Origin of the sequence: Faecalibacillus intestinalis (assembly GCF_015097455.1) — a bacterium.
GTDB classification, from domain to species: Bacteria; Bacillota_I; Bacilli_A; order Erysipelotrichales; family Coprobacillaceae; genus Faecalibacillus; species Faecalibacillus intestinalis.
Genome location: NZ_AP024085.1, coordinates 1,600,477 through 1,615,918 on the forward strand (window position 1 = coordinate 1,600,477; position 15,442 = coordinate 1,615,918).

At 30.9% G+C, this 15,442-nt stretch carries 14 protein-coding genes and 11 tRNA genes; 1 reads left to right on the forward strand and 24 read right to left on the reverse strand.

The genetic code is table 11. The annotated features are described in order from the left end of the window. Nucleotides 1–118 precede the first annotated feature (118 nt). Nucleotides 119–1,462: an NADP-specific glutamate dehydrogenase gene (gene gdhA, locus Fi14EGH31_RS08715; protein ID WP_032090200.1), complete on the forward strand. Its 1,344-nt coding sequence runs from the start codon at nucleotides 119–121 to the stop codon at nucleotides 1,460–1,462. Nucleotides 1,463–1,486: 24 nt separating this feature from the next. On the opposite strand, the gene Fi14EGH31_RS08720 is transcribed toward gdhA, so the two are convergent. The 24 genes from Fi14EGH31_RS08720 to recG all read right to left on the reverse strand — a co-directional run bounded on the left by Fi14EGH31_RS08720 (nucleotide 1,487) and on the right by recG (nucleotide 15,441). Next, entirely contained in the window at nucleotides 1,487–1,873 is a 387-nt protein-coding gene (locus Fi14EGH31_RS08720) for a hypothetical protein (RefSeq protein WP_107030281.1), read from the reverse strand. Nucleotides 1,874–1,901: 28 nt separating this feature from the next. Next, nucleotides 1,902–1,977 (reverse strand) — tRNA-Phe (locus tag Fi14EGH31_RS08725). Between the two features lie 6 nt (nucleotides 1,978–1,983). Beyond that, nucleotides 1,984–2,060: transfer RNA gene (locus tag Fi14EGH31_RS08730), tRNA-Asp, on the reverse strand. A gap of 4 nt (nucleotides 2,061–2,064) precedes the next feature. Further along, a tRNA-Met gene (locus Fi14EGH31_RS08735) sits at nucleotides 2,065–2,141 on the reverse strand. 21 nt (nucleotides 2,142–2,162) lie between these two features. Beyond that, a tRNA-Ser gene (locus Fi14EGH31_RS08740) sits at nucleotides 2,163–2,255 on the reverse strand. A gap of 10 nt (nucleotides 2,256–2,265) precedes the next feature. Then, nucleotides 2,266–2,342: transfer RNA gene (locus tag Fi14EGH31_RS08745), tRNA-Ile, on the reverse strand. Between the two features lie 34 nt (nucleotides 2,343–2,376). After that, a tRNA-Met gene (locus tag Fi14EGH31_RS08750) sits at nucleotides 2,377–2,453 on the reverse strand. A gap of 23 nt (nucleotides 2,454–2,476) precedes the next feature. Continuing rightward, nucleotides 2,477–2,552: transfer RNA gene (locus tag Fi14EGH31_RS08755), tRNA-Ala, on the reverse strand. A gap of 12 nt (nucleotides 2,553–2,564) precedes the next feature. Then, nucleotides 2,565–2,641 (reverse strand) — tRNA-Pro (locus Fi14EGH31_RS08760). A gap of 6 nt (nucleotides 2,642–2,647) precedes the next feature. Then, nucleotides 2,648–2,724: transfer RNA gene (locus Fi14EGH31_RS08765), tRNA-Arg, on the reverse strand. A 7-nt stretch (nucleotides 2,725–2,731) separates the two neighbouring features. Further along, nucleotides 2,732–2,820, reverse strand: a tRNA-Leu gene (locus tag Fi14EGH31_RS08770). A gap of 9 nt (nucleotides 2,821–2,829) precedes the next feature. Then, a tRNA-Cys gene (locus tag Fi14EGH31_RS08775) sits at nucleotides 2,830–2,904 on the reverse strand. A gap of 195 nt (nucleotides 2,905–3,099) precedes the next feature. Continuing rightward, nucleotides 3,100–4,998 carry an extracellular solute-binding protein gene (locus Fi14EGH31_RS08780; RefSeq protein ID WP_117346819.1) on the reverse strand — a complete coding sequence of 633 codons (1,899 nt, stop codon included), beginning with the start codon at nucleotides 4,996–4,998 and terminating at the stop codon, nucleotides 3,100–3,102. Continuing rightward, nucleotides 4,995–5,840: an ABC transporter permease gene (locus Fi14EGH31_RS08785; RefSeq protein WP_117576078.1), complete on the reverse strand. Its 846-nt coding sequence runs from the start codon at nucleotides 5,838–5,840 to the stop codon at nucleotides 4,995–4,997. Before Fi14EGH31_RS08785 ends, Fi14EGH31_RS08780 begins: the two co-directional genes overlap by 4 nt. Next, the gene (locus Fi14EGH31_RS08790; RefSeq protein ID WP_200764715.1) at nucleotides 5,841–7,418 is read right to left on the reverse strand and encodes an ABC transporter ATP-binding protein; all 1,578 of its coding nucleotides are present in this window, start codon (nucleotides 7,416–7,418) and stop codon (nucleotides 5,841–5,843) included. Nucleotides 7,419–7,433: 15 nt separating this feature from the next. Further along, nucleotides 7,434–7,967 carry a helix-turn-helix domain-containing protein gene (locus tag Fi14EGH31_RS08795; protein ID WP_022002022.1) on the reverse strand — a complete coding sequence of 178 codons (534 nt, stop codon included), beginning with the start codon at nucleotides 7,965–7,967 and terminating at the stop codon, nucleotides 7,434–7,436. Between the two features lie 143 nt (nucleotides 7,968–8,110). After that, nucleotides 8,111–8,944, reverse strand: coding sequence for a prephenate dehydrogenase (locus Fi14EGH31_RS08800; RefSeq protein WP_117346816.1), 834 nt, complete (start codon nucleotides 8,942–8,944; stop codon nucleotides 8,111–8,113). 2 nt (nucleotides 8,945–8,946) lie between these two features. Then, the gene (locus tag Fi14EGH31_RS08805) at nucleotides 8,947–9,510 is read right to left on the reverse strand and encodes a hypothetical protein (RefSeq protein ID WP_117576079.1); all 564 of its coding nucleotides are present in this window, start codon (nucleotides 9,508–9,510) and stop codon (nucleotides 8,947–8,949) included. Next, nucleotides 9,498–9,890 (reverse strand): hypothetical protein, encoded by a 393-nt coding sequence (locus Fi14EGH31_RS08810; RefSeq protein WP_022002019.1) that lies wholly within the window; start codon nucleotides 9,888–9,890, stop codon nucleotides 9,498–9,500. The genes Fi14EGH31_RS08805 and Fi14EGH31_RS08810 overlap by 13 nt, the downstream gene beginning before the upstream one ends. 2 nt (nucleotides 9,891–9,892) lie before the next feature. Further along, nucleotides 9,893–11,353 carry a nicotinate phosphoribosyltransferase gene (locus Fi14EGH31_RS08815; protein WP_107030287.1) on the reverse strand — a complete coding sequence of 487 codons (1,461 nt, stop codon included), beginning with the start codon at nucleotides 11,351–11,353 and terminating at the stop codon, nucleotides 9,893–9,895. Nucleotides 11,354–11,418: 65 nt separating this feature from the next. After that, nucleotides 11,419–11,673 (reverse strand): LysM peptidoglycan-binding domain-containing protein, encoded by a 255-nt coding sequence (locus Fi14EGH31_RS08820; protein WP_022002017.1) that lies wholly within the window; start codon nucleotides 11,671–11,673, stop codon nucleotides 11,419–11,421. Nucleotides 11,674–11,748: 75 nt separating this feature from the next. After that, complete coding sequence (gene rnc / locus Fi14EGH31_RS08825) at nucleotides 11,749–12,423, reverse strand: ribonuclease III (protein ID WP_032090281.1); 675 nt, start codon at nucleotides 12,421–12,423, stop codon at nucleotides 11,749–11,751. Then, nucleotides 12,410–13,399, reverse strand: a complete 990-nt coding sequence (gene plsX / locus Fi14EGH31_RS08830) for a phosphate acyltransferase PlsX (RefSeq protein ID WP_032090209.1) — start codon at nucleotides 13,397–13,399, stop codon at nucleotides 12,410–12,412. Before plsX ends, rnc begins: the two co-directional genes overlap by 14 nt. Nucleotides 13,400–13,428: 29 nt before the next feature. Next, complete coding sequence (recG, locus tag Fi14EGH31_RS08835; protein WP_117576080.1) at nucleotides 13,429–15,441, reverse strand: ATP-dependent DNA helicase RecG; 2,013 nt, start codon at nucleotides 15,439–15,441, stop codon at nucleotides 13,429–13,431. Between the last annotated feature and the right edge of the window lies 1 nt (nucleotide 15,442).

A 15,442-nucleotide genomic window follows, 5' to 3' on the forward strand; every position in this document is an offset into this window, starting at 1 on the left:
ATAAAACACGTTGTGTAGTATTTTTATTATCACGATAACTTATTTATATGATAACTTTTTCTTAATTTATTCATTTATTATTATTAAAGATGTATGATAGCCCTAGGAGGATATAACAATGGAATATATTGAAAGAGTATTAACAAACTTAAAAGCTAAAAATACTGATCAACCTGAATTTATCCAAGCTGTTGAAGAAGTATTAGAAAGCTTAGAACCAGTAATCAAAGCTCATCCTGAGTATGAAGATATGGCTATTTTAGAAAGATTAACTGAACCAGAAAGAACTTTAATGTTTAAAGTACCTTGGATGGATGATCAAGGTAAAGTTCAAGTAAACAGAGGATATCGTATTCAATTCTCTAGTGCTATTGGACCTTATAAAGGTGGTTTAAGATTCCACCCTTCTGTTAACCTTGGAATTATTAAATTCTTAGGATTCGAACAAATTTTCAAAAACTCATTAACAACACTTCCTATTGGTGGTGGTAAAGGTGGCTCTGATTTCGACCCACAAGGTAAATCAGATGCTGAAGTTATGAGATTCTGTCAATCATTCATGACTGAATTATATCGTCACATTGGACCTAGCGTTGACGTACCTGCTGGAGATATCGGTGTTGGTGGTAGAGAAATCGGATATTTATTTGGACAATACAAACGTATTAAAGATGCTTATGAAAACGGTGTTTTAACTGGTAAAGGAATGACTTATGGTGGTTCATTAATTAGACCAGAAGCTACTGGGTTTGGTGCTGTATACTATGGCAAAGAAGTATTAGCTCATTTCAACGATACTTATGAAGGAAAAACAATTGCTGTTTCTGGATATGGTAACGTTGCTTGGGGTGTATGTATCAAAGCTAAAGAATATGGAGCAAAAGTTGTTTCTATTTCTGGTAGAGATGGATACGTTTATGATCCTGATGGAATCAATACTGATGAAAAAATTGATTTCTTATTAAAAATTCGTTCATCAAATGATGTTAAATTAAAAGACTATGCTGAAAAATTCGGATGTGAATTCCATCCTGGTGAAAAACCATGGGGATTAAAAGTGGATATGGCTTTCCCTTGTGCTACTCAAAATGAAATTGGTGAAGAAGAAGCTAAACAATTGATCGCTAATGGATGTAAATACATCATCGAAGGTGCTAACATGCCAAGTACACCTGAAGCAATTGCTTACTTTACAGCAAATGGTGGTACTTTAGGACCTGCAAAAGCCGCTAACGCTGGCGGTGTTGCTGTTTCAGCATTAGAAATGTCTCAAAACTCTATGAGATATAACTGGACAAGTGAAGAAGTTGATGAAAAATTGCATAATATCATGAAATCAATTTTCAACAACTCTGTTGCTGCTGCTGAAAAATATGGATTAGGATTTGACTTAATCAAAGGTGCTAATATTGCTGGTTTTGAAAAAGTAGTAGAAGCTATGATTTCTCAAGGAATCTATTAATAAACAAAAAGAATGGACAGGAGATTAAATCTCTTGTCCATTTTTATATTGATTAAATTTTTTATCTAATTCTTCATAAAATGATGTAGCGTTTACTAAATAAATATTTTTTGTATGATTATTAAATTGTAATTCAATTCGATGTTTTGAATTAAGTGAATATGCTGTTAAATCCTTAAATTCAATCATTTGAGGCATAAAACCGATCCCCTTAAAGAAATATACTAATAAACCATCTTCAAAAACAGAAGCGTTAAAACGTATTAATAAAGTAGGAAGTACCCCTAACGCTAGTAATAAAACAACCACTAATTTCATTCGATCATAACGAAAATGAATTCCACTAAACACACATAAAATAACCAAAATAATTGAAATAGCGACCATTCTTAAATCTTTATATTTAAACATAACTTTTCTCCTTTAAAGATAAAAAAAATGGTGGTTCCGGGCGGAATCGAACCACCGACACGAGGATTTTCAGTCCTCTGCTCTACCGACTGAGCTACGGAACCATCATTTGGCGGTCTGGACGGGACTCGAACCCGCGACCTCCGCCGTGACAGGGCGGCATTCTAACCAGCTGAACTACCAGACCATTTTGGTTGCGGGAGAAGGATTTGAACCAACGACCTTCGGGTTATGAGCCCGACGAGCTACCAGACTGCTCCATCCCGCGATATTAAGTTTTTTTAATAAATGGCGGAGATTGAGGGATTCGAACCCCCGCAGGACGTTAATCCTCTGCTGGTTTTCAAGACCAGTCCCTTCAGCCAGACTTGGGTAAATCTCCGCAATAGTAATGGTGGACCCTGTAGGACTCGAACCTACGACCGATCGGTTATGAGCCGATAGCTCTAACCAACTGAGCTAAGGGTCCGCAGTATATGCCCTATAGGCACCTTAAATAAAAATGGTAGCGGGAGGGGGATTCGAACCCTCGACCCTCCGGGTATGAACCGAATGCTCTAGCCAGCTGAGCTATCCCGCCATAATATTTTTTATTAAATTAATTGGTGGAGCCAAGCGGGATCGAACCGCTGACCCCCTGCGTGCAAGGCAGGTGCTCTCCCAGCTGAGCTATGGCCCCAATTTTTATAAATGGTCGGGAAGACAGGATTTGAACCTGCGACCCCCTGGTCCCAAACCAGGTGCACTACCAAGCTGTGCTACTTCCCGAAAAAATGGCGCGCTAGGCAGGAATCGAACCCACAACCTCTTGATCCGTAGTCAAGCACTCTATCCAGTTGAGCTACTAGCGCATATCAATGGTGCCCAGGGCCGGAGTCGAACCGGCACGGATTTTAAGGTCCGCAGGATTTTAAGTCCTGTGCGTCTACCAATTTCGCCACCTGGGCATTCATTAATGGAGGTTCCTACCGGACTCGAACCGATGATGACAGAGTTGCAGTCTGTTGCCTTACCAACTTGGCCAAGGAACCACTTCTTTATTTTGCTTCGCGTCTCTTATCACGCTGCCCCATTATTATATGCTATAAAAAATTTTTTTGCAATAGTTTTTTATAATTTTTTACAATCTATTTTTTATGGATTTAAAATTCTATACGTATATTCATCGTTTTTTTGATTTTATTTTTTAAAAAAAATTCTATGAGAAAACTCTCATAGAACTTTTATTATTCACTTTTAGCATTAGAGGCTGCGATTTTTACTTTAGCCCAATAATTAGCCATTATCTTTCTTGTTTCAGCATTATAGTTAAAGACTTCATCATATTTATTTGTTCTAATTGGATTATAAGCATTAATTCCTTTAAAGTCATTTTGCGCTAAATCGTTCATAACTTCCGTGTTTGGTGAAGTATACCCTACATAAGATGAATTACCATAAGCTGCTTCATAACTTGAAACATAATTAATGAATTCATGTGCTAAATCTACATGTTTTGAACTTTGTGGAATAACCATAGCATCACACCATATATTTGTCCCTTTATTTGGCATGTAATAACCAATATTTTCATTTTCTGACATGACATATGTCGCATCCCCTGAATATATTAATCCTAAAGCTTTTCTAGCTTGAGCCATATTATCAATAATTTCATCCGTTACAATTTCTGGTGACATCGTATTAACACACTCTAAAAGCCAATTATAAGCTTCTGCAAGCTCTTTTTCATTATCAGTATTCATAGAATAGCCAAGTGCTTTTAAAGCCATCATAAATGAATCTCGTTCCGAATCGTATAAATAAATGTCTCCTTTATATTTTTGATTCAAGAAAATATTAAAACCTTGTTCTTTTAAATCTTTTTCACTTACTTTTGTTTTATCATAAACGATTCCTACACTTCCCCAAAAATAAGGAACAGAATATTCATTATTCGGATCATAAGATAAATTTTTAACAGAATCATTAATATCTTCTAAGCAAGTGATTTTATCTTGATCTAATGGTTGAATAAGCTTTTCTTGTTTTAATCTTTCAATCATATAATCACTTGGAATTAAAACATCATAAGCTTCACCATTAGCTACTTTAATATACATTTGTTCATTCGAATCGAATAAATCCATAACTACTTTGCATCCCGTTTGTTTTTCAAAATTAGAAAGCAAATTTTCACCCGTATACTCCCCGGCATTATAGACATGTAAAGTTTGTCCTGCATATTTTTTAGTCGAAGAAGTTGTTTTTTGAACAAAAACTAGTCCCATACATACACATGCTGCAACAATTCCAGCAATAATTCTTGGTGCTTTATTTTTTTCTTTAAGTTCTGTCGTTTGAACTTTTCTTTTTTCTCTAATCACCGGAACAACATTGACAAGAATTAAAACAATCGTAATAAAAATTACAATTAAAGTTGAAATAGCATTAATACTAGGATTTACACGTTTTGACATTGTATAAACCATAATACTCAAGTTTTTAATTCCTTTTCCTGTAACAAAATAAGAAATAATAAAATCATCAAAAGACATTGTAAAAGCAATCAAAGCCCCTGAAACAATACCAGGCATGATTTGTGGTACGATAACTTTAATTAAAGCCATCCAAGGTGTACACCCTAAATCCATTGCAGCATCCGCTAAATTTGGATCTAGAGAGCGAATTTTAGGCATAACAGATAATATAACATAAGGAATGCAAAATGCGATATGTGCCAATAATAATGTTGCAAAACCTTTTTCAATATTAAAGGTAATAAAGAATAACATTAAGCCAATCGCTGTAACGATTTCTGGATTCATCAAAGGAAAATCGTTGATTTGCATAATCAAATCATGAACGACTTTTTTAGATTTTGATAAACCTATCGCACTAATCGTTCCTACCACAGTTGATATAACTGTTGCAATAACAGCTACTAAAATCGTTATATACAATGATTCCATCATTGATGCATCAGATAACATTTTTGTATACCATTGCATTGAAAATCCTGTAAAATGCGTTAATGATTTACTAGAATTAAATGAAAACACAATCATAAAGCCAATTGGTAAATAGAAAAATAAAAGCATTAATCCCATTAATATCTTTAAAAATGAACGTTTTTCTTTTTTCATGCTTTTTTCTCCTTTCTATTACCTGAATTACGTTTTTCAACATATCTTACTAAATACATAATAGCCATCATTACAAATGCCATAATGACTGAAATAGCAGAACCAAAATTCCATTCTCCTACAGTAATAAATTGATTTTCTATTACATTACCTATTAAGAAATATTGTCCCCCACCTAATAATTTAGGAATAAAGAATGAACTTACCGCAGGTAAAAAGACAAGTGCGATACCACTAATGACTCCTGGAATAGAAAGTGGAAATGTAACTTTCCAAAAAGTTTGAAAACGGTTTGCTCCTAAATCAGAGCTTGCTTCTAATAAAGATTTATCCATTTTAGAAAGTGATGTATTAATTTGTAAAATCATAAATGGAATAAAGTTATAAACCATCCCTAATAATACAGCTCCTTCTGTATAAAGAAGTTGTGTTGATTTAAATCCTAATAAATTTAATAAAGATTGTAAAATACCTCCATCAGATAAAATACCAATCCAAGCGTATGTTCTTACAAGCATATTGATCCACATTGGAAGTGTAATTAATAATACAAGAATATTTCTTGTACGATCTTTACATTGAGAAATAAAATAAGCAATTGGATATCCTAACAAAATACAAATAATTGTTGTTTTAAATGCAATTGAAAGAGATCTCCATAAAATAAGTAAGAAATCATGATCGGTAAAAAACTTAGCAAAATTTTGTAAAGTAAAACTAAAATTAACAACAGTATTTCCACTATCAGTTACTGCATAAAAAGCAATAAGTAATACTGGCAAAAGTAGAATAATAATACTCCAAATAATATAAGGTAAAGCTAGTTGAGAAAATTTTTTCATCTAGAATCCCATCTTTTCCATAACATGAATATCTTCTACTTCAAAAGTCAATCCGACCTCTTGACCTTCTTCTACATAATCTGTTGTATGTACTTTTAGTTCTCTACCTTCTGTTGAAAATGTTACTTGATAAATTCCTTCTTTTATGTTTTCAGGATCAAAATCATAATCTACATAAATATCCACTGCTTCATCTTCATTTGATAATTTCCATCCAATAGCATTAGCCCATGTTTTTAAATCTGTATCTAAAGCCACTGATTCTTTAATTTCATCAACTGTTTTAAAGAAGTTAAAGGCACTTACTGCTTCATTTGCTTTTTCATTTTTTACATATTTTTGATCAACAACAATAATTTTTCTAGAAACAGATAATCCTGATGATGTTTGGAAAGTAACAGTGTACTCACCTAATTCTTCTTTTAAATTATGTTCAATTTTACTAATTGAAATATAAGAATCATCACTTTCTTTCCATGCTTGTGCATCTGCTCTAGCAATCAAATCATTATCATCTAAAGAAGCAACTTCTTCAATATCTACATAAAAATCATTTGCTGAAATTCTCTCATCACTATATTCACTTTCTACATCATGATTTTTAATGACATTCATATTAACTTTAACAGTTGTCCCAGGAACAGTTTCTACCATTGCTTCATTCCAAACGCCTTTAAATAAAACACTTAAAACTTCTCCTGTAATTTTTCCTTGTTCTAAAGGCACTATATCAATATCTTCTGGTCTTAAAACAACATCAACTTTTTCATTTGGTTTAAAACCAAAATCAACACAATCAAAGATTTGATCATCAAATTTAACTTTATAATCTTCAATCATTACACCTGAAATAACATTACTTTCACCAATGAAATTTGCAACATATTTATTAACAGGTTCATTGTATATTTCTTGAGGAGTCCCTACTTGTTGAATTTCTCCACCTTTCATAATAACAATCTTATCTGACATTGTTAACGCTTCTTCTTGATCGTGTGTTACATAAATAAAAGTAATTCCTACTTCTTGTTGAATTCTTTTTAATTCATATTGCATTTCTTTTCTAAGTTTTAAATCTAAAGCACCTAATGGTTCATCTAATAATAAAACTTTTGGTTCATTTACTAAAGCTCTAGCAATGGCAATACGTTGTTGTTGCCCACCTGACAATGTTGTTACATTTTTATTTTCAAAACCTTCTAAACCAATAAGTTTTAACATTCTCATGACTTTTTGATCAATAACATCTTTTGACATCTTTTTTATTTTTAAGCCAAAAGCAATGTTATCGTAAACATTCATATGTGGAAATAACGCATACTTTTGAAAGACTGTATTTAATTCTCTTTTATAGGGTGGTAATTCCTTTATATCTTCATCATCAAAGATAACAACCCCTTCATCTGCTTCTAAAAAGCCACCTAAAATACGAAGTAACGTTGTTTTTCCACAGCCACTTGGTCCAAGCAGTGTAACAAATTCATTTTCATAAATATCTAAGTTAATTCCTTTTAAAACAATTGTTCCATCAAATTCTTTAACAATGTTTCTAAATTTAATGAGTATCTTTTCTTCCATCGTTTTTCTCCCCTTTTAAAATATTGGTGGTGTTGATACCCAAATCACTTTCGCTAGAGTATCATGTTTATTGACTATGTAATGTGGTAAATTTCCTTTTAAATAAAATGTTTCTCCCTTTTTTACCTCATATTCTTCATCACCATTCATTAATGTAATTTTTCCATGAATAACATATCCAAATTCTTCACCATCATGTGGATCAATTTCCATTGACTTCTTTCCTTTTTTAAGTTCAATTAAAATAGGTTCCATTTCATTTTTTTGAGCATTTGGAATAATATAAGAAATTTTATAATCATCTTGTATATTTTCAAAAAAATCATCTTTACTAAAAACAATTTGTTCATCTTCATCTTCTGAAAAAAAATCTTTTAAATTTGTCCCTAATGCTTCTAAAATATTTTCTAATGTGGCAACACTTGGTGACGTTAAATCTCTTTCTAACTGTGATAAAAAACCCTTTGTCAATTCACTACGATTAGCAAGTTCTTCTAACGTCAATTGATTTGATAAACGTATTCTTTTAATTTTTGCACCAATATCCATAAAACCTCCTGTTTATTTAAAAAAACTTTTTGTTTTATTTATTAAACAAGACTATTATACTAATAATTATGTTAAGTTCAATACCTTTTTAAACAAAAAGTTTAATATTTTAAACACGATACAAAAAAAGAAATAGCCTAACGCTATTTCTCAAGATTTTTTCTTCTTTTAGAAGATTCAATAAACATTGCTTTCAAAGTATCTGCATCTTCTTCTTTAATAGCTTTTTTCAAAATATCCAATTGATCTTCAAAACCTTGGATACTTTTCAAAAGATTATTTTTATTAGTAAAGAATAATTCAGTCCATAAATCCTCATTAATATTAGCAATACGTGTTAAATCACGATAAGAATCTCCAATATATTTACCTGTATCATATTTTTGATTATCACTATCAATCAATGAAACAGCAATGACATGTGGCAATTGAGAGGTAAATGAAATAATCTCATCATGAGCCTGTGGTGACATGATTTTTACGGAATGAAATCCTAAATTAGAAACAAATTGTTCCATCATAGCAATGGCACTTTTACTATTTTCTTCATGTTGAATTAAAATATAATTAGCGCCTTGAAAAACTTCTTTACTTGCATAAAGATAGCCTTTATTTTCTCTTCCTGCCATAGGATGCCCTGAAACAAATTCAACATCTTTACCTTTCAAAAGATCCATTGCTTCATTTAAAAAATGAGTTTTAACACCTACAGCATCCGTAATGATACTCCCCTTTTTAAATTCATGTTTTTTTATATAATCTAAAACTAATGATGGATATAAACAGATAATCGTCATATCCGATTTTTTGATAATTTCTCGACCATCTACAAACCCTTCTTTTATACATCCATCTGCTTTCGCTCTTGCAAGTGTTTCTTCATCTACATCAACACCATAAACTTCGTGTCCTTGACCTTTTAAAGCTTTTACAAAGCTTCCCCCAACAACACCAAGACCAACAACTGTTATAATCATATTTAATCCCTATTTTTATCTATACGCGGACAATATTTTTTTAAACATTCTAAAACATGTTGACTATTTTTTTGATTTGTCTTGTATAGATATTCATTTCCTTTCGCTCTAATTATTAAATGATACTTATTTTTATTTTCTATAATTTGAACTTTTTTGATACTTCTATATAATACTTTCTTCCCATTTATATTTAATTCATCTTTTTCAAAAATCAATACCGATTCATACGTTAAATAAGCAACAAGTGGTACAAGCCATGTCACCATAATTAATGGTGATGTCATTGAAACAACTTGAACAACATGAAGATATATCAATAAACAAGAAGTCATTAAAACAACATATGATAATATATACAAATAAATTTCATATCCTGTATAAATAACTTCTTTTGCTTTAAAAAGCATTCTTCTTTTTCTAAAAGTAAGGATAATCAATGCATAACTTACAAGTAAGATCATAAAGGTAAACATTCCCATAAAAGCATCACTGTTTCCTAATGATACAATTCCTGTAAATAATGAAACAACCCCTAAAGCAGTTAAACAAACTAATTCAGCCATGATGTAATTGCCATCGAAAGTGCAGAAGATGCACCTAATAGAATAAACATAAATAAGAATCTAGAAATAAATGGAACTGCTTTTATTTTTTCTTTATTAATTAAAAATCCTGTAAAAACAATCACTAAACTTGTAATAATTCCATGCCCTAAAACAAACGCTAAAGTTGCATTTAAATATTGCATCATAAATGGAATAATCAATAATGTTACAAGTAAAAAATCAACAAGAAAAACACATACTGTTTTAATATTTAATTGGACCCATTTAAATGTAAAATTCTTTTTAAAGACATCTTTGTTTGTTTCAACAATTTTCTCTTTTTGTGTAAATTCAAAACTTTTCTTTGTTCTTTCTACTTTTCTATCAAATCTTGCCACTTTTATTTTCTCTTTTCTTCTAACATTTTAATTTTAAAATCTAATAAACTCTTAGTAAGATCTACATAATAGTTATGTGGGAACTCTAATCTAAATATTTCATCCCATAAGCGTGCTTTTTCTTTCATTGAATAATCTCTAATTTCTTTTACAGACAATTCTTGATAAACAAATTTTCCATCTTCAAATATAGGAACTTGTAATTCTTCTACTGTATACGTATTAGCTTCAATTGTTTTAAATTTCCAAATATCAGATTGATGATAAATCGTTAAATCTTTTGTACAATCAATTTCTTCATCATAAAAAGCAATTAAATCCGCCATTGCTTTTCCAGTTTCATTTTCAAACAAACGATATACACGTTTATAACCTGGATTGGTAATCTTTTCAGTATTTTCTGAAATTTTAATTTTAGGAATAATTTGTCCATTTTTTTCAATAGCTACTAATTTATAAACTCCTCCAAATACTGGAGATGATTTTGATACAATTAAATTTTCTCCAACTCCAAATGAATCAAGTTGCGCTCCTTGATTTAATAAAGAGCGAATCAAATATTCATCTAAGGAGTTTGAAGCCGAAATACTTACATATGTAAGACCCGCAACATCAAGCATTGCTCTTGCACGTTTTGATAAATATGAAATATCTCCACTATCCAAACGAATTCCTTTTAATTTTTTACCCATTGGTTCTAAAACTTCTTTGGCTATTTCAATGGCATGAGGTACTCCACTTTTTAAAGTATCATACGTATCAACCAATAAAACACAATCATCTGGATATGTAAGTGCATAAGCTTTAAAAGCTTCATATTCACTATCAAATGATTGCACAAAAGAATGTGCCATTGTTCCTACTACAGGAATATCAAACATCTCACCTGCTGAAACTGTAGCCGTTCCTGCTACTCCTCCAATATAAGCTGCACGAGCTCCATAAGTTGCACTATCATATCCTTGAGCACGTCTTGCTCCAAATTCCATAACAGGTCTTCCTTTGGCTTCTTGAACAACACGATGTGCTTTAGTAGCAATTAAAGATTGATGATTAACTGTTACTAATAACATCGTTTCGATAATTTGTGCTTCGATAAATTTAGCTTTTACAGTAATCAATGGTTCATTAGGAAAGACTGGTGTACCTTCTTTCATTGCATAAATAGAACCTGTAAATTTAAAATCTGATAAATAATCTAAAAAATCTTCATCAAATTTTTGAAGTGAACGGAGATATTCAATATCTCCTTCACTAAAATGTAAATTCTTTATACATTCAATTAATTGTTGTAATCCTGCAAAAACCGCGAACCCTCCATTATCTGGGTTTTTTCTATAAAACATATCAAAATAAACAAGTTGATCTTTATTTCCTTGTTTAAAATAATTATATGCCATTGTCAACTCATATAAATCCATTACAAGAGTTAGATTTCTTTCACTTCCTGCATGTCTATTCATAAAATTCTCCTTCATTGTTATTTTTACGAATATAATAAGCTTTTTTTTAAGAAAAATCTAGTCCATTAAAAATATAATTCATAAGAATCTCTTGATTGTACCATTGGCATTGGTCCTTGAGGAATAAAAGGAATATATAATTGTTGATCTGGGTAAATCATCATTTGTTGATCAAGTTTATTCATACAAGCGATCCATTCTATTTTAGTATTAAAATTTCTTGCTATCCGATAAACATTATCTCCCGGTCTTACTGTATAGAGATAGATATCACCTACTCTACGGGGATGAATGACTCTTTCATATTCTTCATCAAACATATTTTGCCTCCTTCATTTTAAAATATGTTTTAAAATAAAAAATGTTTAGGCAAAAAAATAGATAGCATTTGCTATCTATCTGGCTAATTTTTTCAACGCATCCTTTGCAGCCTTTTGTTCTGCTCTTTTTTTACTAGAACCCTTTCCAGTTCCTAGGGTCATATCATCCATCATGACTGCCACTTCAAATTCAGGTGCATTCGCTGGACCTGTTGTTGAAAGTAATGAATATGTGACTGTCTTTCTTTGATCCGCTTGAATCAATTCTTGTAATTTTGTTTTAAAATCTGTGATATCATCATAGTTGACATCTTCAACATGTTTATAGATTGTCATATCTAATATTTTTAAAACATATTCGATACCACAATCTTCGCTTATTGCCCCAATAAAGGCTTCAAAAATATCAGCTAAAACACTATTACGATCTCTACCACCATTATGTTCTTCACCTGCACCTAAGAAAATTTGCGCACCTAATCCTAATTCACGAGAAAAACGAGCAAGTGATTCTTCTCTTACTAGTTTAGAACGTAAAAGTGTCAATTCTCCTTCTGGCTTTTCAGGATATTTTTCATAAATAAACTTTGATACATAATATTGTAAAACTGAATCACCTAAAAATTCTAATCGTTCGTAATTTTTTCCTTTGTTTTCATTTGTATAAGAAGGATGTGTAAAAGCTTCTTTAAATAAATGAATATCTTTATAAGGAATGCCCATTACTTCTAAAAACTTACCTAATTCCACTTTCATCTAGACCTACTTTCATTTTTTCTACTACATTTACTTCAACCATTTCAAAAGCTAAATTCATTGCACTTTCAAAAGCTTTCGCGTCACTTGCACCATGTGCTTTAACAACTGGTTTTACAAATCCCATCATCAGGGCACCACCTACACCTGCAGGATCAAATTTTGTTTTTAATCCTTTTAAAACTGGTTTAGAAATAACTGCCCCTAATTTATTACGTGTTGATGCCATAAAACCATCTTTTAATGCAGACATCATAGATAATGCAACACCTTCAATTGTTTTTAATGTGACATTTCCTGTAAATCCATCCGTTACAATGACATCCACATCACCTCTTAAGATTTCTTTTCCTTCAATGTTTCCAACAAAATCAATTTGTTCAAGTGTACTCAAAGATTGATATGTTTCTTTATGGATCTCATCACCTTTATGTTCTTCACTTCCAATATTTAACAGGGCAACTTTAGGTTTTTGAATATGTCTAACATTTTTAGCATAAACATTTCCCATAATTGCAAACTGAACGAGTTGATCTACTGTATTTTCAGCATTTGCCCCTACATCTAACATGCAAACACCTTTATCATTTAAAGTGGGAATTGTTGCCATTAAACATGATTTTTCAATTCCTTTAATACGTTTTAAAAACAACATTGCACATGCATAATAGGCTCCTGTATTTCCACAAGATAATACAGCATCAACTTCGTTATTTCTTGCTAACATCATAGCTTTTACTAAGCTCGATTCTTTTTTTCTACGGATTGCTAAAATATTTTCTGTCATTTCAAAGATTTCTCTAGCATCTATTAAAGTTACTTGAGGATGATCTTTCAATGCTTCTAATTCTTCAATTTTTCCTACAACATAAAGCTCATCTGTTTTATTTTTATTTAAAAATGATTGGCAGGCTTCTACAACAATAGAGCTACCTAAATCACCACTCATGGCGTCTATCGCTAATTTCATGTTCTCACCTCTTTTAGCATTATAACACATTAATCAATATATTCATTATTCTTTATTAAATTGTTTTTTATTTCTGATAACAATTTTATAATTTTTTCATCATCTTGATGTTGATTCATCGCTTCAAAAGCATCTTTTCTTGTAATTTCTAAAATATGATAATCTTTAAAAATATCTCCTATCATAAAAGTTGGTAAACCACTTTGCTTTTGACCCAACAAATCTCCAGGTCCTCTTATTTTTAAATCATATTCAGAGACCTCAAATCCATCATGATGATTTTCTAGAAATTCTAATCTTTCCTTTTGTTCAGAATGTGTTGCCTCTGATAAAAGATAACAATATCCTTGTTCCTTTGATCTTCCTACTCTTCCTCTCAATTGATGAAGTTGAGATAAACCGAATCTTTCTGCATTATAAATAACCATCATATTTGCATTACTTACATCAACTCCCACTTCGATTACTGTTGTTGAAACAAGAATCTGTATTTTATTTTCTTTAAATGCATTCATGATTTTATTTTTTTCTTCATCACTCATTTGTCCATGAACTAATCCAACTTCGTATTGTCCTTTGAAATATTGTGCCATTGCTTTTGAAATATCACTTGCATTTCTTCCAGTGATTGCTTCACTTTCATTTACAAGAGGGCAGACAACATAGCATTGTCCTCCCTTTAAAAGATAATCTTTCAAATCTTTTAATATAGGCTTCATCGATGTTCCTTTAATAAACTTTGTAATAACTTTTTTTCTCCCGTTAGGAAGTGTTTTAATCGTTGAAACATCCATATCTCCATATAAAGAAATAGCAAGTGTTCTAGGAATCGGTGTTGCTGTCATTACTAAAAAGTCAACTTTATTTCCTTTGTCTTTTAACGCTTTTCTTTGTTCAACACCAAAGCGATGCTGTTCATCAGTAATAACCAGACCTAATTGATTATATTGTACTTTTTCTTGAAATAAAGCATGTGTTCCAATAATAATATCAATTTGTCCATTTTCTAATTGCTGATAGATATCATTTTTTTCTTTTTGTGAAAGATGACCTGTAAGTAATGCGATATTTATTTTATATTTTTTAAACATTTTTTTTAAAGACTGATAATGCTGAAGCGCTAGTATTTCTGTTGGTGCCATCATAGCTCCTTGATAACCTGCTAAATAATTAGCATATAAACTAATTGCTGCAACAACTGTCTTTCCACTACCAACATCACCTTGAACAAAGCGATACATTAATTTTTGACTTGTTAAATCTATTAATATATCATCAATGACTTTTTTTTGGTCATCTGTTAATTGAAAAGGGAGCTTTTCAATAAAGTGAGTCACTTTTTCTTTGTCTATTAATTTTGAGATACCTATATTTTGTGTGCGATTTTGTTTTATATATTGCATTGTCATTTGAAATTTAAAAAACTCTTCATATTTTAAGTATCTAAGTGCACTAATAACATCACTGCGTGTTTGCGGTTGATGTATTTTAAACAAAGCATCTTCTTTATCTATCAAATGATATTTTTGACATAAATATAAAGGAATAGTATTAGCAATATGTCCTTTATAAAAATTAAGTGCTTTATTGACATAACCCTGAAAACTTTTTTGAGTGAGTCCTTCTTTTAAAGAATATACTGGTGTTATTCCAGAAATTTCTTTTAAGTTCTTTAGTTTTAAGTCACTAGCTGTAATTGCTTTTTTAGAAGCACTGTATTTACCAATAATAGTAAGCATCATTCCTACTTGCATATTCTTTTTCAAAAAATGACGATTAAAAATCGTAATTGTTAATGGTTCTTCATGATAATTAACATGAAAAGTCAATCTTGAAAATCTTCCTTTATAAAAAATTTTAGGTTCATCAATAAGCTGTGCTTCAATAATGACCTTCGATTCATCATGTAATGGTGTTTCTAACATTTCTTCAAAGCGATACGGATAATGTTGTACTAAATCTTTTACAGTATAAATAGATAATTCATTTAACTGTTCTATTTTATTTTTATTTATTTTTAAAACTTTTAAATCATACTCCATA